A 15,659-nucleotide genomic window follows, 5' to 3' on the forward strand; every position below is an offset into this window, starting at 1 on the left:
GACAGGTTTGTTTCTTGATCTCCACTGCCAATATCACCATGCAATTCGGGGCTAAACCCCTGTTTGAAAACGTCTCCGCCAAATTCGGTAACGGCAACCGCTACGGACTGATCGGGGCCAATGGCTGCGGCAAGTCCACACTCATGAAAATCCTGGGTGGCGACCTCGAGCCGTCCGCCGGCCAGGTTATGCTGGAACCCAATGTCCGGCTGGGTAAACTGCGTCAGGACCAGTTTGCCTATGAGGATTGCTCGGTCATCGATACCGTGATCATGGGCCATGAGGAACTCTGGAACGTCAAGAAAGAGCGTGATCGGATCTATTCCCTCGCGGAAATGAGCGAAGAAGACGGCATGGCCGTGGCAGACCTGGAAGTCCAGTTCGCCGAAATGGACGGCTATACCGCCGATGCCCGCGCCGGCGAGCTGTTGCTTGGTCTCGATATCCCGCTGGAGCAGCACAGCGGCCCCATGAGTGCCCTGGCACCGGGCTGGAAATTGCGGGTACTGCTGGCCCAGGCCCTGTTTTCCGATCCCGACGTGTTGCTGCTGGACGAGCCTACCAACCATCTGGACATCAATACCATTCGCTGGCTGGAAAACATCCTGGTGGCCCGCAACAGCACCATGATCATCATTTCCCACGATCGCCATTTCCTGAACAGCGTTTGCACCCACATGGCGGACCTGGACTATGGCGAGCTGCGCCTGTTCCCCGGCAACTACGACGAATACATGACCGCCGCCACCCAGGCCCGCGAGCGCATGCTATCGGACAACGCCAAGAAAAAGGCTCAGATCGCCGAACTTCAGCAGTTTGTCAGCCGCTTTTCGGCCAACGCCTCCAAGGCCAAACAGGCCACCTCCCGTGCCCGCCAGATCGATAAGATTCAGCTGGAAGAGGTGAAGCCCTCAAGCCGGGTGAGCCCGTTTATCCGTTTTGAACAGAGCAAGAAACTGCACCGCCAGGCGGTGACCCTGAAAAATATGACCAAGGGATTTGATGACAAGCCCCTGTTCAAGAATCTGAACCTGCAGGTAGAAGCCGGCGAGCGAATAGCCATCATCGGTCCCAACGGCATCGGCAAAACAACGCTTCTGCAATGCATGTCAGGGGCCTATAAGCCCGACAGTGGCGAGGTGAAGTGGACCGACAGTGCGGAAGTGGGGTATTTCGCCCAGGACCACACGGCGGACTTTGCCGAGGATGAAACCCTGACCGACTGGATGTCCCAGTGGACCAAGGGTGGCGAGCAGCTGGTGCGCGGTACTCTGGGCCGCATGCTGTTCTCCGGCGATGATATCGGGAAATCGGTGCGGGTGATCTCGGGCGGCGAGCAGGGCAGGATGCTGTTCGGCAAGCTGATCCTGCAGAAGCCCAATGTGATGCTGATGGATGAGCCCACGAACCACCTGGATATGGAGTCCATCGAGGCGTTGAACCTGGCGCTGGAGAACTATCCGGGTACACTGATTTTCGTCAGCCATGATCGGGAGTTTGTTTCTTCGCTTGCGACTCGAATTATTGAGCTCAAGGCTGATGGGGTGACTGACTTCAGTGGCAACTATGATGATTATCTTCGGAGTCAGGGGTACCTCTGAGACTCAGGCTTGGGTGCTGGCGGCCATGTGGGACTGGCTTTCCAAAACACGCTCCTTGCGGCACATCCCTGTGACGCTTGGGCTCCGCCATCCATGGCTCCGCACAGTTTTGTAAAGCCAGTCCCACACGGCCGCTCTAACCTGAGCAGAAGCCTCAAACAAAGCAACGGGTACAGATAAGCATGGGCGAGACCGAAATAATTAACGCAACCCGCAAATGGGTCGAAGACGTTGTCGTCGGCTACAACCTTTGTCCGTTCGCCAAACGGGAGCTGGTCAGGAACCGGGTTCGGTTTGTGGTGTCGGAAGCCGAAACGGAAGACGAGCTGTTACAGGCTCTGCACTCGGAGCTTCAGAGGATGGAAGACGAGCCGGAGATTGAAACTACCCTGTTGATTCATCCGGGTGTATTGCAGGATTTCGGGCCCTACAATGAGTTTCTTGATGCGGCAGATGGTTTGTTGGCGTATCTGGAGATGGAAGGCGTGTACCAGATTGCCAGTTTCCATCCGAATTACCAGTTTGCGGGCACCGAGCCCGATGCGGTGGAGAACTACACCAATCGGTCGCCATTTCCGATGCTGCACCTATTGCGGGAAGCCAGTCTGGAAGCGGCGATTGACAGTTATCCTGATGTGGATGGGATCCCGCAGAGAAACATTGAACTGATGAACGAGCTGGGCTCGGAGAAGATGCGGAGTATTCTGCGTTCCTGTCTTGATGAATCCACTCGCAAGGTCTGAACAGATGGGACTGCTTTTCGAACAGATTGACAGCCAGCCTTCGGTAATCGGCGAGATCACTCTGCGCCGGCGCCGGATTCCGGCCATTGGTGACCGGGATATTTACGAGGTGAAGCTGGGCGAGGAATTCTTGATGTCCAGCATGTTTGTGGATGCAGAAGTAGCCCTCTCTGATATCGGACTGGGCGAAACTGAGGGCGACGATCTCAGTGTCGTTGTTGGTGGTCTGGGCCTGGGTTACACCGCTGTGGCGGCGCTCAGGCATGAGCGGGTTGCCGAGCTGCTGGTGGTTGAATACCTGGAGCCGGTCATCGGCTGGCATCAGCAGGAGCTGGTGCCTCTGGGTAAGGACCTGAACGGCGATCCACGGAACCGTTACGTCCATGGCAGTTTCTTCGACCTTGCCGTTACCGATCCTGAGGTTGGTGGTTTTGATCCGGAGAGCCCCGGTAAACAATTCGATGCCATTCTCCTGGATATCGACCACTCGCCCAGGGCTCTTCTGCACGATTCCAGTGCCAGCTTCTACACCGCCAACAATCTGCGCCTGATGGCCCGGCAACTGACGCCCCGAGGGATGTTCGCCATGTGGTCGAACGAGGGCGAGGATGACGAGTTCATGGCCGTTCTCAACGAGGTGTTCACCGATGTGGCCTGCCATGTCGTATCCTTCTTCAATCCATTTCAGAACAGGGAATCGTTCAACACCGTATATGTGGCCCGTAAGCCGGGCTGAGAAACCGGAGTCTGTATGCCTGTAACCACGCACCGCAGCCGACCCTTCAGCTCCAGCCAGCGTCTGCCGGAGCCGGACCAGCCGCCGGTTTTGCATGAGCCGGAGGAAGCCGGGGCGTTGCTGGCGGAGTTTATCCATCGCTATCCCCGGTTGCTGGTTTTGACCGGCGCGGGGGTCAGTACGGATTCGGGCATCCCGGATTACCGGGACGGCGATGGCGCCTGGAAGCGCAAGCAGCCGGTTCAGCACAAGGCTTTCATGGAAGACTTCTACACCCGCCAGCGCTACTGGGGCCGGAGCCTGATTGGCTGGCCGGTTATGCGTAATGCCAGACCGAACCCTTCCCATCACTACATCTCCGATCTTGAGCTGCTGAACCACAGCAGCCTGGTGGTCACCCAGAACGTGGATCGGTTGCACCAGAAGGCAGGCACCCGGGCGGTGACGGACCTGCACGGGCGGGCCGATGAGGTGGTGTGCATGAGTTGCGGCTACCGGTGCCCGCGGGATGAGGTGCACGATCGCTGCGCCGATCTGAACCCGGGGTTCCAGAAATACACCGCCGAGACAGCGCCGGATGGCGATGCCGATCTGGATGTGGATTTCGAGGATTTCCGGCTGGCGGATTGTCCGAAGTGCGAAGGGATTCTGAAGCCGGATGTGGTGTTCTTCGGTGATTTTGTCCCAAAAGACCGGGTGTATTCGGCCCTGGATACGCTGAAGGCCAGTGATGGCCTCTTGGTAATCGGTTCGTCGTTGATGGTGTATTCCGGGTTCCGTTTCTGCCGGTACGCCAACGAATGGAACAAGCCCATTGCCACCCTGAACTTGGGGCGGACGCGGGCTGAAGATCTGGTGGATCTGAAGCTGAACGCGAGGATCGGGGAGACCCTGAGGGCCTCCCTCGATCAGTTATAACAGCGGGTTACATCAGGTTGTAGATGAATACGACAGCCACGGCAACCGGGGTAACGAAGCGTACGGTGATCAGCCACAGATTAAACATGGCCGGTGACAAGGCCAGTTCACGCTCCATGGCCTGACGTGACATCACCCAGCCCGCAAACAGGGCAACCAGCAGTCCGCCCAGGGGCAGCATGATGTTGGCGGTGAAGAAGTCCAGCAGGTCGAAGATGGTTTTGCCTTCCAGCATGGGCACAAAGCCCAGGGGTGCGAAATCCGCCCACAGGTTCAGGGAGAGGATGGAGGCAATGCCCAGCCCCCAGCACACAATGCCCGCGCCCAGTGTGCTTACGGTGCGGTTCATGCCTTTCTGCTCTTCCAGCCACTCCACAATCGGCTCCAGCAGCGAAATCCCCGACGTCCAGGCGGCGAAGATCAGAAGCACAAAAAACAGGGTGCCGAACAGGGAGCCCATGGGCATCTGACCGAAGGCCAGCGGCAGGGTCTGGAAGATCAGCCCCGGCCCCGCTCCCGGCTCAAGACCATTGGCGAACACGATCGGGAAAATGGCCAGGCCTGCGAGCAGCGCTACGCCGGTGTCGATGACCGATACGGTGATCGAGGTCTTGGCAATGGAAATGTTCTTCGGCAGGTATGAACCATAAGCCATCATGACCGCCATACCGAGGCTCAGGGTGAAGAACGCGTGACCCAGCGCTACCAGTATTCCCGACGTTGTGAGCTTGGAGAAATCGGGCTGGAACAGGAACGCTGCGGCTTGCCCGAAGTGCCCGGTTGTCATTGCATAGCCCACCACAATCAGCAGCAACACGAAAAGGGCCGGCATAAGAATGCTGACAGCCCGCTCAAGCCCCGAGCGAACGCCCCGCACAACTACAACCATCACCAATGCCATGAACAGGGTATGCCAGGCCAGCAGGGTGGTGGGATCGCTGAGCAACCCGGAGAAGATCGCGCCTACGGCGTCGGCAGACTGCCCGGCAAGCTGACCGCTGGCCGTAGTGCCTACGTAGGAAATCGCCCAACCGCCGATGACCGAGTAGAACGAAAGAATCAGGAAACCCGCCAGAATGCCGATGGCACCAACCAGTTTCCAGGCTGGCTTGAGTCGGTCCCGCTCGGCGATCAGGCTAAGACTCCTGACAGGGCTTCGGCCACCGCGACGGCCGATCATGACTTCCGCCATCATGATGGGAATCCCGACGACCGCGATGCACAGCAGATAAACCAGCACGAAGGCACCGCCCCCGTTCTCACCGGTCACATAGGGAAATTTCCAGATATTGCCCAGGCCCACGGCGGAGCCGGTGGCGGCAAGAATAAAGGCAAGGCGTGATGACCAGAGCCCGCGTTTGGCGTTTGAACCTTCAAGTGCCGCCGATGAGCCTTCGAGCGCTCCCGAATGGCTGGCGGAATCTGATGAAGTGACAGACATAACTATCTCCTGGAGTATTTGTTTTTGTGTCAGGGTTATAAAGGGAAGCTGCAGTCACCCGCAGCCTCCTGGTGGGTGCGCCGGTGTCAGCTCAGCCGGTGCGAGCCAACCGCTCGGGCGCCAGGCTGGCTCCGGCGGTGTGCTTTTTGAACCGTTCTTCGGCCAGTTCGTTGGCGATCTCCCCGGTGGGGCGCCCCGAGCGGTCGGAACGGTTGAAGATTTCGGTCAGGGTATCGCCGATGGTCTCGACGTGGGCACGAACCGTTTCCGGTGCGGCCCCGGTTCGTTCGTAGAAGACATCAATGATGCCGCCGGCGTTGATGGCAAAATCCGGAGCATAGAGAATGCCCCGGCCCCGCAGCATGGCGTCGTGCTCGGGGTGTTCCAGCAAGTTATTGGCGGCGCCGGCGACGATCCGGGCCTTCAGTTGGGGAATGCTGTGATCGTTCAGTACCGCCCCCATGGCACAGGGCGCGACCACGTCGACAGGCAGTGACAGTATGTCCTCGGCAGCCGCTGGCTTGGCTCCCAGCTGATCAACGGCCCGCTGCATGTTCTCTTCATGGATGTCATAGACCCAGAGATCAGCCCCGGCATCCTTGAGGTGTCTGGCCAGACGGAACCCGACATTGCCGATGCCCTGAATAGCAACCTTCAGCCCACTGAGATTATCCCGGCCGAGCTGGTGTTTTACCGCTGCCTTGAGGCCGATAAAGGTGCCGTAGGCGGTTGCCGGTGATGGGTCGCCGTTGCTGGGGTTGCCGTCGAAGCCAGTGCGGGAAGCGATTCCGGCGACATGGTCGGTGTGTCGGCCCATGACTTTGAGGTCCGGTACGCTGGTGCCGGAGTCTTCCGCCGCAATGTACTGCCCGCCAAGACTCTCCAGATGGCGGCCCATGGCCTCCATCAGCGCTTCGGTTTTCTGTTTTCGGGGATCGCCGATAATCACGGACTTGCCGCCACCCAGGTCCAGGTTGGCCAGGGCGGATTTGTAGGTCATGCCTCGAGACAGTCGCAACACATCGCGCAGCGCGGCTTCATCAGAGGCATAGGGGAACATCCGGCAACCGCCCAGCGCAGGGCCTCGGGAGGTGTTGTGGATGGCTACGATGGCCTTGAGACCGGTTTCGGGATCGCAAAAAAAGGACAGATGTTCGTGGTTATCGAACTCGGGGTGGCTGAATAGCATTGTGAAATCCTCTCCCACTGGGCCGGATCTCGGCATGAGCGGGTATCTTGTTCTTGTCTGCCGGCTTGTGGCCGGCGTTACGATTTCAGGTGTCCGGTATGTCCGCTGGGGTGTGGCCCACCGAAAGTGCCCTTTTGGGGCTGGACGAAAAACAAACTAGCGGCAATTGACGTTAACGTCAACATGCAAAAGCGAACTATCCAATACAGGGCTCATCCACGGATTCAGGCGACCCCCTGGGAAACATTCGGGGCAATCATGAGGTTAAATGCCTTCATGTGTTGGGCAGATCTGGTCCATTAGTCGCAGGTGTGCCCCTTTCTGCGGTAACTACCTATACGCGGATCGGGGAAACTGACCTAGTTTCTCCGGATGTCTGTCGCTTCCTATTCTTATCAGCTACAGCCGGCCCGGGTAAGGGTGGAGTTTTTCCGGCTGCTTCCCATCTCATTGTTTGTGGTGGCGTTTGGCGCTGCCTTCGGGTTGGCGGCTACCCAGAAAGGCCTTGAACCGCTCCAGGCGGTGCTGATGAGTGCGACGGTGTTTGCCGGGGCCTCTCAGTTTGCCGCCGTCGATATGTGGGGCACCGAGGTATCTGTGCTGCCGATGATCGCTGTGGTCTTTGCGATCAATTCCCGCCATCTGCTCATGGGCGCTTCGCTTTACCCGATGCTCAGGGACGTTCCTCCGGGCAAGCGCTATGGCCTCTTGCTACTGCTGACCGATGCCAACTGGGCTGTTTCGGCCCAGGAATACCAGAGTGGTCGGCGAAACCTGGAGGTTATCCTTGGTGGCGGGTTGGCACTTTGGCTGGCCTGGATCATCGGGACCGGTCTGGGCGTCTATTTTGGTGGCCTTCTGCAGGATCCCAAATCCCTGGGCCTGGACATGGTTCTCGGCTGCTTCCTCCTGGCCATGGCGCTGGGCGGCAAGAAATCCCCGAGAGTGCTCGTGGCCTGGACCGTTGCGGCGCTGGCTTCATTGGCGGCCTGGAAATGGCTGCCAGCGAATACCCATGTCGTCGTGGGCGCGCTGGCCGGTGGTGCAATCGGGTTCTTCTGGCTAGAGCGAAAGCCTGCTCCTGCTTCTGACGCGGAGGACAGCGCCCATGACCGTTGAGACCACCACGGCCGGTATTCTGTTCCTGATTGCGATCATGACCGCCGTTACTCTGGTAACCCGTTTTGGCGGCGTGTTCATCATGTCGTTCGTGAAGATCAATCCTCGCATCGAGAGCTTTATCAACACCATGGCCAGCTCGGTCCTGATCGCCATCATCGTGCCCATGGCGGTGACGGGGGACGCCGGTGCGCTGGCGGCCCTGACCACGACTGCGGTTACCATGCTGGCGTTGCGTAAACCTCTCCCAGCCATTGCCGCCGGGATTGCCGCCGCCGGAATCGTACGGTTTCTGGCCTAACCTCTCGAATCTGAGGTGATTAAAAACTGCTCAAGTCCGGGAGTTTGCGGCCGATACACCTGTGTAGTAATTACAGGTGCCCAGAGCCATGATTTCCTCCAGCCAGATTTCGCTTTTCCAGGACAGTTCCCGCCAGGTATCGGCTTTCGACAGCACGCAGCTCCGCATCAACCGGCAATCTGCCGCTGCGCCGCAGGCCAATGAGAACGCGGTTGGCTCTGAGCTTACGCTCATGCGCCAGGCTGCCTATCGTTACACCAGCCAGGAGCAGCTCGCCTTCAGCGGCAGCAGCACGGTGACGGATGGCGGTCAGCAGAGCGTATTTGCCAGTGCACAGCTTGCCGAGAAAACCACCGAGTTGTTTCTGATGGGCGGGCAGGCGCTGAGCGTCAGCCGCGCCGCGCTCGGTGGTGATGCGGGTGTCGAGGGTCGGGGCAGTCTCTCGATTTCAGCCGGACGCTATATGTTTTACTCGGAGAGCGAATCCAGAAGCTTTGCCTCCACTGGCACCATCGCGCTGGACAATGGCGAGACCATCGACTTCACGTTGTCACTGCGACAGTCCCAGTCCCGAACCTACGAGTACTCGGAACTGGTGCAGATCCAGGAGCGGCCGCTCACCGACCCTCTGGTTATCAACTTCGGCACCGCCACGGCCCGCCTGACCGATACCCTGTTCGAGTTCGATCTGAACGGTAACGGTGAAACCGGACAGTTTGCCACCCTGGGCGGCGGTAGCGGCTACCTGGTGTTGGACCGCAATGGCAATGGCAAGGTGGACGATGGCTCCGAGCTGTTTGGTCCCCGGAGCGGCTCCGGTTTTGGCGAGCTGGCCCGCTTTGATGACGACGGCAACCGCTGGATTGATGCCAACGATGAGATCTTCGAGTCGTTGTCGGTGTGGGTCCAGACTGCAGACGGCTTACAGGCTCTGAAATCCCTCTCAGAAGTCGGCGTTCAGGCGCTTTATGTGGACAATGTGGAAGACCGCTTCACGCTGGCTAACAGTCAGGGTGTGCCGCTGGGCCAGATCAAGGGGTCGGGAATCTATCTGAGCACCGACGGTGAGGTCCGCACCCTGGAAGAAATCGACCTTGCAGAACAGAATACCGTCGAAGCGCCGGCCGCTGAGACGGTCCTGAACACGGAGCGTGGCTCGCCAGACCGAGGCGGAAATGGCCTGGTGGAGGCCAGGGTGGAAGCGATACGTTCAGCGCTCGAGAAGCTGAATGAAATCCGCGAAAAGCAGAAGGCGTTTATCGAAGAATCCAAAGACGCTGGCAAGCCCGAATCACCGCTTGATGATTACCTGAAGCTGATCGACAAGATGCGTCTGGAAATGCTGAACAGCCAGGACGAAAAGAAGCAGGCGGCGAGCCGGTATCTGGAGTTTGCCAGTCTTTGATTTTCAGCCTCGGAGCATGAAACAGGCGGGCAGGGCCTCCCAAAAAACGCTGTAAATACATCCCTGTACGCTTGGCTCCGCACATTTTTGGGAGGCCCTGCCCGCCTGTTTCCCAAACCTAAGGGGAATTTTCAGCTATCGGGTTGGGGTTTCTAAGCGCTAACTCGCCGATGCCTGGCAGTTTGATCCCCAAAGCCAGCGGGTTGATACCGAAGGATAGGCCCAGAAGGTTCAGCTCGAGGCCTTCCCGAATACCTGCCAGCACGCCAAAGTACCCACCCAGTGAGACCTGATAACCCGCGCCACCCGGAACCGCTGCGACAATATTGTCGCCGAGGTAGTCCTTGCCGATCGCGTGGTTCGGCAGAGCCACATCGAGACCCTCAACCTCCCTGATTACCCAGGCCACGAAGGTGTTGCTGTTCGGGCCAGGCCAGGCTTCGTACTCGGTCGGATAGGGGTAGGACGCCACTGCCTGGTAGATGTCGGGAATCAGCTTTTCGGCAGTTTCGCCGCGGATGTCGGCATAGAGGTCTGGCTTTGCGCCGTACCAGTGCCTGTCTGGCTCACCGGGCCGGGAATTGACCACGTAGCTGCGCCATCCGATGACCTCATGCACCCGGTAGTGATTGGCCCCTTTTTCCTTGGTGGCTATCCAGGTATGGACGGCAAAGTAACCTCGCCAACTCCAGGCCCGGGCGCCGTATACCTGAACGATGGCTTCCTCCGCCTGTTCCGGCAGGGGCGCAATCCGGGCACTCTCACGGGTCGCTGTTTGCCAGCTCTCGGCTCCCTGCAGGCTGCCACTGGTGGCAAGCAGAATCGGGCCAGACAGCAGCAATAGCACGGCGCCGAAGAACCAGCCGGTGTATCTGAAAAATCGTTTCATGAACTCAGTCCGAAGCTTGGGGTAGACGGGACCCTGTGAGTGACAGAAAGTTCCGGATGACTACCTGGATTATAGGGGACAGATACGCCAGCCGTGGGTTGGCGGATGAGGCATGTACCTGGCTGTGGTTTGCCGGGAGGAAGCTTGTCTTCTAGGCTCAGGGGTACAAGTTGCAATTTTCAGGAGTCTTCTATGTCTGACCATCACGTTTATAAAAAAGTGGAAATTGTCGGTTCTTCCAGGAAGAGCATTGAAGATGCCATCGAGAACGCACTCGAGGAGTGTGGAAAAAGCGTCCGCAATATGGAGTGGTTTGAGGTAACCGAAACCCGCGGCCATATCGTTGATGGCAAGGTTGGGCACTATCAGGTCGTGATGAAAGTAGGGTTCCGTATCGTCAACAGCTGAATGGGCGCCTTTTAGCTGCTCCGAATTGCCCGGTGCCGAATGGACGAAACCAGCTGGTTCATCAGTTCTCGGGCTTCCCCCTCATGCAGGCTGTGGCATTTGTCCTGTAATACCCGCCGGTCGTGATTGGATGAAGCACTGGAGACATCTTTGAGCAGGTCCAGGTACTGGCAGGCCGCAAGATGCGCCTTGATCTCGGCATCGATCAGCCGGGTAACCAGTTCATCGACGGACTCCGTGCAGAAGGGGCGGTTTCGGTTAAGCAGATTTCGGGCCTCCAGGGCCGCATTACGAGCTTCCAGTCTGAGTTCACCGGCCGCCTCGCCGGCTTCAACTGCCCTCAGGAACATGCCCAGGCGTTCGTGAAGATGCCATACCTGGGGCCAGATCTTGGCGTAGGCTTCCACCTCTGTTTGATAGCGGGCTTCTTCCACTGGGGAGCCCGAAGCGCTATTGCCGGCCTCACCGGGACGATTGAATTGTGCCACCCGTATGTCGTCAACTTCCCTCCACAGGGTATCGGAACGCTCTCGCAATGCGGTCAACTGGTCATGGCTGCGCTGGCGAGCGCCCGATCCGATGAATAGGGCAATCACGGCCAGGCCCAGGGCTGCCGCCGAAAGCAGAAGCGGCAGGCCGCCTGCCGATAACATGCTCCACAATGGGTCTGTATCCATGGTGTCTGACCCCCGCTTAAATCCAGTCTGGGTCTATTAGTATAGAAGTTAATCCGGCGTCTGCTGTCGGAAGGGTAGGGCGGATTCCGCATCGCTGAAATAAGCACGCACTTGGTCTGCCTCTTCACGGGTGAAGTTTTCGATGGCTTCGCGGAAGCCGGGGTGCAAAACACCATGCCAGGAGTGGGTGATTACCGGCTCAAAGCCACGTACCAGTTTGTGTTCGCCCTGGGCGCCGGCGTCAATATGGCTGAGGCCCAGGTCCATCGCCAGCTCAATGCCCTGGTAGTAGCAGGTTTCAAAGTGCAGGTGGTTGTATTCGTCAAGACATCCCCAGTAACGCCCGTAGAGGGTGGTTTTGCCCGCCAGGAACAGGGCACCGGCAATCATTTCGCCGTCACGCACTGCCATCACCAGATGTACATGTTCGGGTAGCTGTTCCAGAAGCAGCTCAAAGAAACGCTTGTTGAGGTATGGCCGTTGGCCTCGCTTCAGATAGGTCGCCTGATAAAAAACGTAGAACGCGGAAAGCACATGCGCCGGAATATCCCGGCCGTGAAAGCGCGCAAAGGAAATGCCCTGGTCCGCAACCTGGCGACGTTCCTTGCGGATAGACTTGCGCTTGCGGGAAGTCAGCGCTGCCAGAAAGTCCTCGAAATTACGGTAATCATGGTTATGCCAGTGGAACTGACATCCGATACGGTGTAACGCCCGCTCGTGGAGGAGCAGCTTCTGATCCTCGCTGTCCGCAAACAGCAGGTGCCAGGAGTGGGCTCCCAGTTCCTCAGTCAGCCTGTCCAACAGGTGGTGAATCTGCTCCGGTATCAACTGTTGTCGAATCTCCGGATCCAGCAGTAGCCTTGGCCCTGCGGAGGGCGTGAAGGGAATGGCGATCAGTAGTTTTGGATAGTACGCCAGCCCATGCCGTTGGTATGCATCGGCCCAGGCCCAGTCAAACACATACTCCCCCATAGAGTGGCTCTTCAGAAAAGCCGGCGCCAGGCCAACGACTCTGCCAGCCTTTCTGAACACGAGGTGACTTGGCGACCATCCGGTCTCTGGGGATGTGCAGCCGGAAGCTTCGAGTGCCTGGAAGAACTCGTAGCGAAGAAATGGATTGGTATGCCCAGCCAGCCGCTCCCACTCACGGGCGGGAATGTCGTTGATGCTGGTGCAGGTTTCCAGTGTGAGAGTCGCTGGTCCGGATTCTGACATGGTGAGGGAAAACTCCTTTATGTACTCGATACCATACGTCAGAAGACGGGTTTTGATCACCCCGGGGCCAGTGTAAAGGTTCTGCAAAGTGGCCTGGCCCGAATCAGTGGCTTGCGGGTAGCGTGTTAGACTTCAGGCAGCAACCGTGGCCGGCACGACAGGTGGAGAAGCGACATGCAGAACAGGGTGTTACTGGTCGAGGACGATGATGAATTGCGGGAATTGCTTGCCCGTTACCTGACCAATCAGGGATTTACCGTTCGGGAAGCCGGCAATGGCCGGGACGGCCTCGCGCTGGCGCTGGGTCAGGACTGCGATATTGTCGTGCTGGACATCATGCTGCCGGATATCAGTGGCCTCGAGGTATTGCGGGAACTGAGGGCAGAGACCCATCTGCCCGTGGTACTGCTGACCGCCCGGGGCGACGAAACGGATCGGATCGTCGGTTTCGAGGTGGGGGCCGATGATTATATTCCGAAACCTTGCAATCCCCGTGAGCTGGTGGCCCGGCTTCAGGCGCTCTTGCGACGAATTGCATGGGACCAGAAAACCGAAGTCAATGCGGCCCGGACCTATGGCGATCTCCGCGTCGAACCGGGCCATCGCCGTATTTACCAGGACGATGTGGCGATGGAGCTGACCGCCACCGAATACGAGGTTCTGCAGGTTCTCCTGGCGCACGCAGGCAGCGTGGTCCGTAAAACTGATCTCATGCAATGGGCACTTGGGCGGCGCCTTGAAGCTTACGACCGTACCCTTGATATGCACATCAGCAACCTTCGCAAAAAACTGGGCAATGACGACCCGCCCCGAATCGAAACCGTACGGGGGCTGGGTTACAGCTATCGGGTGCCGGAATGAGGCGGCGCCCCATGTTTCCTCTGTTCTGGCGGATCTTCCTGTCGATCTGGCTGGCCATGGCGGTCACCGTGGTGGCCAGTAACCTCGCAACCAGGATGCTTCTGGACCGGGAGCGTGAAGCCATCGAGCGCCAGGCAGGTCTCAGGGATCTGGCCGAAGAAGCCATCGCAATCCGCGAGGCCGGTGATCGTGGCGAAGCGTGGCGCTTTCTGCGGGACGAAGGCGAGCGTCTTGAACTGTTTCTGGTGTTGCTCGAACAGGATGAAAACGATGGCAAGCTGCCTTCGTTCATCCGCGACCGCATGAAATCTGGCTGGTACCCGCAGAAACCCGCGGTTCTGGACGTGGGAGGCGGTTACCGGTTGGTGGCCTGGCCTCGGGTACAGGGTGCCGGCTGGCTCAATCCCAGATTCTTCAGGGCTATCGAGCTCGGGCTGGCCCTGCTGATGATTTCTCTGGCGTGCTGGTGGATCGCCCGCCTGGTATCGCGACCGTTGAAACACATGGAAAGCACGGCCCAGGCGATTGCGGCCGGAGATAATTCTCTCAGGGTCAGCGAAAATATCGCCCAACGCCGGGATGAGGTGGGGCAGCTGGCAACCGCCTTTAATGCCATGACCGAACAGCTCTGCAGTCTGCTGGAACGCCAGAAGCACCTGCTTCGGGATATTTCCCACGATCTGCGAACACCGCTCACCCGCCAGCGTATCGCCATTGAGCTGGCAAGCGAGGCCGGTGCGGACGAAGAGCTGATGGCAAGCATTCTGCGCCAGAACGAACGGCTTGAAACCATGACGGGTCAGATACTGACGTTATACCGGGTTACCGAAGCCGGTGGCGATATCGAGCGCGAGCCACTCCGGCTGGTGCATGTGATCAATCAGGTCCTCAAGGATGCCGCGGACTATGCCGAACACCAGGGTGTGGACTGCAAACTCGTGGTGTCACCGGAAAGTTCACGGGCGTCGGTGCTGGGTGATGAAGGGCTTTTACAGCGAGCCATCGATAACATCCTCCAGAATGCCCTCGATCACACGCCACCTGGCAGGGCTGTTCATCTTGCCGTGACGGTGGCCGATGACTGGTTGAGGCTAACGGTTGATGACGAGGGACCGGGCGTTCCGGATGAACTGATCGGCCAGCTTTTCGAGCCGTTCTTCCGGGCGGATAAGTCTCGCGGAGGCACGGGCTGGGGGCTTGGCCTGGCCATTGCCAGAGATATCGTAGCGGCCCACGATGGTGTGATAGGGGCAGCGGCGGGAGAAAGTGGTGGCTTACGGGTGACGCTTCGCCTTCCGGTGTTTTTCGGAGGCGGCTGATTCCGGCTCCGGGTCGGAAGGTTTCAGTTTTTCCGCGCCGGAAAAGTCGATACCCTCCTGCAGCTCGTCCTCGTCAAACCGGATACCGCAGGCCGCTTTTCGAATCTTTGCGGGCGTTGCCGTGCCCGGGTTGTTGTATTCGTCTTCAGAGGCCATAGGTCGTTGTCCATGAAAAAAGATTACCCCGTTCCCGCAGGATACCTTGAGCGTGAAACGGAAGTGAAGAAAAGCCGGTTTATTGCCCGGGTAGCCCCGGTGAGTTCGCGGGAGGAGGTGAAGGACTGGCTGGAACAGGCTCACCGGGACCATCCGGACGCCCGGCATATCTGCTGGGCCTACCAGATCGGGCGTCCCGGTTCTGCCGCCGAGGCTGGCATGAACGATGATGGTGAACCGTCCGGAACGGCCGGGAAGCCGATTCTTAACGTGATTCAGCACAAGGATATGGGTGATGTCCTGGTGATGGTGATCCGGTACTTTGGTGGTATCAAGCTGGGTGCCGGAGGCCTGGTGCGAGCCTATGCCGGAGCGGCAGAGAGCGTGCTGTCGGCCGTTGATCGTGTGGTCCAGCAACCCATGGCGGACGCGCTGGTTTACCTGTCTTTTGCCGACGAGCAACCTCTGCGTCACTGGTGCGAGGTGAACGGTGCGTCGGTGGAATCGGTGGACTACGGGGCGTCGGTTCGCGCCCGTGTATTGGTTCCGGAGGAGCAGATGACAGCGTTCGGGGCGTTCTGCGATGCCCATAAACTGGATTACAGTTTTGAAAGGTGACGGATCCCAGGGGCATCGTTGCGCGTCCGTGAGGCGTATACTGTTTGAATAGCGATCTTCTCA

17 protein-coding genes are annotated in these 15,659 nt (G+C 58.7%); 11 read left to right on the forward strand and 6 right to left on the reverse strand.

The annotated features are described in order from the left end of the window. Nucleotides 1-14: 14 nt before the first annotated feature. The 4 genes from ACWJ62_RS02735 to ACWJ62_RS02750 all read left to right on the forward strand — a co-directional run bounded on the left by ACWJ62_RS02735 (nt 15) and on the right by ACWJ62_RS02750 (nt 3,998). Entirely contained in the window at nt 15-1,601 is a 1,587-nt protein-coding gene (locus ACWJ62_RS02735; RefSeq protein WP_449284823.1) for an ABC-F family ATPase, read from the forward strand. A gap of 182 nt (nt 1,602-1,783) precedes the next feature. Beyond that, the gene (locus ACWJ62_RS02740; RefSeq protein WP_449284824.1) at nt 1,784-2,344 is read left to right on the forward strand and encodes a DUF1415 domain-containing protein; all 561 of its coding nucleotides are present in this window, start codon (nt 1,784-1,786) and stop codon (nt 2,342-2,344) included. A 4-nt stretch (nt 2,345-2,348) separates the two neighbouring features. Then, nucleotides 2,349-3,080, forward strand: a complete 732-nt coding sequence (locus tag ACWJ62_RS02745; protein WP_449284825.1) for a spermidine synthase — start codon at nt 2,349-2,351, stop codon at nt 3,078-3,080. 15 nt (nt 3,081-3,095) lie between these two features. Further along, nucleotides 3,096-3,998, forward strand: coding sequence for an NAD-dependent protein deacetylase (locus ACWJ62_RS02750; RefSeq protein WP_449284826.1), 903 nt, complete (start codon nt 3,096-3,098; stop codon nt 3,996-3,998). A 7-nt stretch (nt 3,999-4,005) separates the two neighbouring features. Here the strand turns inward: ACWJ62_RS02750 and ACWJ62_RS02755 are convergent, their stop codons facing one another. Then, entirely contained in the window at nt 4,006-5,439 is a 1,434-nt protein-coding gene (locus ACWJ62_RS02755) for a sodium-dependent transporter (RefSeq protein ID WP_449284827.1), read from the reverse strand. Between the two features lie 91 nt (nt 5,440-5,530). Next, nucleotides 5,531-6,628 (reverse strand): Leu/Phe/Val dehydrogenase, encoded by a 1,098-nt coding sequence (locus tag ACWJ62_RS02760; protein WP_449284828.1) that lies wholly within the window; start codon nt 6,626-6,628, stop codon nt 5,531-5,533. 372 nt (nt 6,629-7,000) lie between these two features. Between ACWJ62_RS02760 and ACWJ62_RS02765 the strand changes: the two genes are divergently transcribed. From ACWJ62_RS02765 to ACWJ62_RS02775, 3 genes are all read left to right on the forward strand, one after another. Next, the gene (locus ACWJ62_RS02765) at nt 7,001-7,747 is read left to right on the forward strand and encodes an AzlC family ABC transporter permease (RefSeq protein WP_449284829.1); all 747 of its coding nucleotides are present in this window, start codon (nt 7,001-7,003) and stop codon (nt 7,745-7,747) included. Continuing rightward, nucleotides 7,737-8,048 carry an AzlD family protein gene (locus ACWJ62_RS02770; RefSeq protein ID WP_008173928.1) on the forward strand — a complete coding sequence of 104 codons (312 nt, stop codon included), beginning with the start codon at nt 7,737-7,739 and terminating at the stop codon, nt 8,046-8,048. The genes ACWJ62_RS02765 and ACWJ62_RS02770 overlap by 11 nt, the downstream gene beginning before the upstream one ends. Before the next feature lie 88 nt (nt 8,049-8,136). Then, nucleotides 8,137-9,453, forward strand: coding sequence for a hypothetical protein (locus ACWJ62_RS02775; RefSeq protein ID WP_449284830.1), 1,317 nt, complete (start codon nt 8,137-8,139; stop codon nt 9,451-9,453). Between the two features lie 118 nt (nt 9,454-9,571). Here the strand turns inward: ACWJ62_RS02775 and ACWJ62_RS02780 are convergent, their stop codons facing one another. Then, nucleotides 9,572-10,342: a DUF3750 domain-containing protein gene (locus tag ACWJ62_RS02780; RefSeq protein ID WP_449284831.1), complete on the reverse strand. Its 771-nt coding sequence runs from the start codon at nt 10,340-10,342 to the stop codon at nt 9,572-9,574. A gap of 192 nt (nt 10,343-10,534) precedes the next feature. Between ACWJ62_RS02780 and ACWJ62_RS02785 the strand changes: the two genes are divergently transcribed. After that, complete coding sequence (locus tag ACWJ62_RS02785; protein ID WP_449284832.1) at nt 10,535-10,750, forward strand: dodecin; 216 nt, start codon at nt 10,535-10,537, stop codon at nt 10,748-10,750. Between the two features lie 11 nt (nt 10,751-10,761). On the opposite strand, the gene ACWJ62_RS02790 is transcribed toward ACWJ62_RS02785, so the two are convergent. Then, nucleotides 10,762-11,427: a hypothetical protein gene (locus ACWJ62_RS02790; protein ID WP_449284833.1), complete on the reverse strand. Its 666-nt coding sequence runs from the start codon at nt 11,425-11,427 to the stop codon at nt 10,762-10,764. A 48-nt stretch (nt 11,428-11,475) separates the two neighbouring features. After that, on the reverse strand, nt 11,476-12,642 hold the full coding sequence (locus ACWJ62_RS02795) for a GNAT family N-acetyltransferase (protein WP_449284834.1): 1,167 nt from the start codon (nt 12,640-12,642) through the stop codon (nt 11,476-11,478). Nucleotides 12,643-12,816: 174 nt separating this feature from the next. Between ACWJ62_RS02795 and ACWJ62_RS02800 the strand changes: the two genes are divergently transcribed. After that, nucleotides 12,817-13,503: a response regulator transcription factor gene (locus tag ACWJ62_RS02800; RefSeq protein ID WP_449284835.1), complete on the forward strand. Its 687-nt coding sequence runs from the start codon at nt 12,817-12,819 to the stop codon at nt 13,501-13,503. Next, nucleotides 13,500-14,822, forward strand: a complete 1,323-nt coding sequence (locus ACWJ62_RS02805) for a sensor histidine kinase (RefSeq protein ID WP_449284836.1) — start codon at nt 13,500-13,502, stop codon at nt 14,820-14,822. The genes ACWJ62_RS02800 and ACWJ62_RS02805 overlap by 4 nt, the downstream gene beginning before the upstream one ends. On the opposite strand, the gene ACWJ62_RS02810 is transcribed toward ACWJ62_RS02805, so the two are convergent. Beyond that, nucleotides 14,778-14,978, reverse strand: coding sequence for a hypothetical protein (locus tag ACWJ62_RS02810; RefSeq protein ID WP_449284837.1), 201 nt, complete (start codon nt 14,976-14,978; stop codon nt 14,778-14,780). The two genes, ACWJ62_RS02805 and ACWJ62_RS02810, sit on opposite strands and share 45 nt — an antisense overlap. 12 nt (nt 14,979-14,990) lie before the next feature. Here ACWJ62_RS02810 and ACWJ62_RS02815 point away from each other — a divergent pair, with 12 nt between their 5' ends. Next, nucleotides 14,991-15,596 (forward strand): YigZ family protein, encoded by a 606-nt coding sequence (locus tag ACWJ62_RS02815; RefSeq protein ID WP_449284838.1) that lies wholly within the window; start codon nt 14,991-14,993, stop codon nt 15,594-15,596. Nucleotides 15,597-15,659: the final 63 nt, after the last annotated feature.

The sequence above is a fragment of the Marinobacter sp. PE14 genome (assembly GCF_053566155.1).

What these genes read in the sequence shown, in the direction of transcription:
- ACWJ62_RS02810 (WP_449284837.1), bottom strand. Translation starts at nt 14,978, where the DNA reads ATGGCCTCTGAAGACGAATACAACAACCCGGGCACGGCAACGCCCGCA.
- ACWJ62_RS02790 (WP_449284833.1), bottom strand. Translation starts at nt 11,427, where the DNA reads ATGGATACAGACCCATTGTGGAGCATGTTATCGGCAGGCGGCCTGCCG.
- ACWJ62_RS02765 (WP_449284829.1), top strand. Translation starts at nt 7,001, where the DNA reads ATGTCTGTCGCTTCCTATTCTTATCAGCTACAGCCGGCCCGGGTAAGG.
- ACWJ62_RS02800 (WP_449284835.1), top strand. Translation starts at nt 12,817, where the DNA reads ATGCAGAACAGGGTGTTACTGGTCGAGGACGATGATGAATTGCGGGAA.
- ACWJ62_RS02795 (WP_449284834.1), bottom strand. Translation starts at nt 12,642, where the DNA reads ATGTCAGAATCCGGACCAGCGACTCTCACACTGGAAACCTGCACCAGC.
- ACWJ62_RS02785 (WP_449284832.1), top strand. Translation starts at nt 10,535, where the DNA reads ATGTCTGACCATCACGTTTATAAAAAAGTGGAAATTGTCGGTTCTTCC.
- ACWJ62_RS02740 (WP_449284824.1), top strand. Translation starts at nt 1,784, where the DNA reads ATGGGCGAGACCGAAATAATTAACGCAACCCGCAAATGGGTCGAAGAC.
- ACWJ62_RS02780 (WP_449284831.1), bottom strand. Translation starts at nt 10,342, where the DNA reads ATGAAACGATTTTTCAGATACACCGGCTGGTTCTTCGGCGCCGTGCTA.
- ACWJ62_RS02745 (WP_449284825.1), top strand. Translation starts at nt 2,349, where the DNA reads ATGGGACTGCTTTTCGAACAGATTGACAGCCAGCCTTCGGTAATCGGC.
- ACWJ62_RS02750 (WP_449284826.1), top strand. Translation starts at nt 3,096, where the DNA reads ATGCCTGTAACCACGCACCGCAGCCGACCCTTCAGCTCCAGCCAGCGT.
- ACWJ62_RS02805 (WP_449284836.1), top strand. Translation starts at nt 13,500, where the DNA reads ATGAGGCGGCGCCCCATGTTTCCTCTGTTCTGGCGGATCTTCCTGTCG.
- ACWJ62_RS02755 (WP_449284827.1), bottom strand. Translation starts at nt 5,439, where the DNA reads ATGTCTGTCACTTCATCAGATTCCGCCAGCCATTCGGGAGCGCTCGAA.
- ACWJ62_RS02770 (WP_008173928.1), top strand. Translation starts at nt 7,737, where the DNA reads ATGACCGTTGAGACCACCACGGCCGGTATTCTGTTCCTGATTGCGATC.
- ACWJ62_RS02775 (WP_449284830.1), top strand. Translation starts at nt 8,137, where the DNA reads ATGATTTCCTCCAGCCAGATTTCGCTTTTCCAGGACAGTTCCCGCCAG.
- ACWJ62_RS02760 (WP_449284828.1), bottom strand. Translation starts at nt 6,628, where the DNA reads ATGCTATTCAGCCACCCCGAGTTCGATAACCACGAACATCTGTCCTTT.
- ACWJ62_RS02815 (WP_449284838.1), top strand. Translation starts at nt 14,991, where the DNA reads ATGAAAAAAGATTACCCCGTTCCCGCAGGATACCTTGAGCGTGAAACG.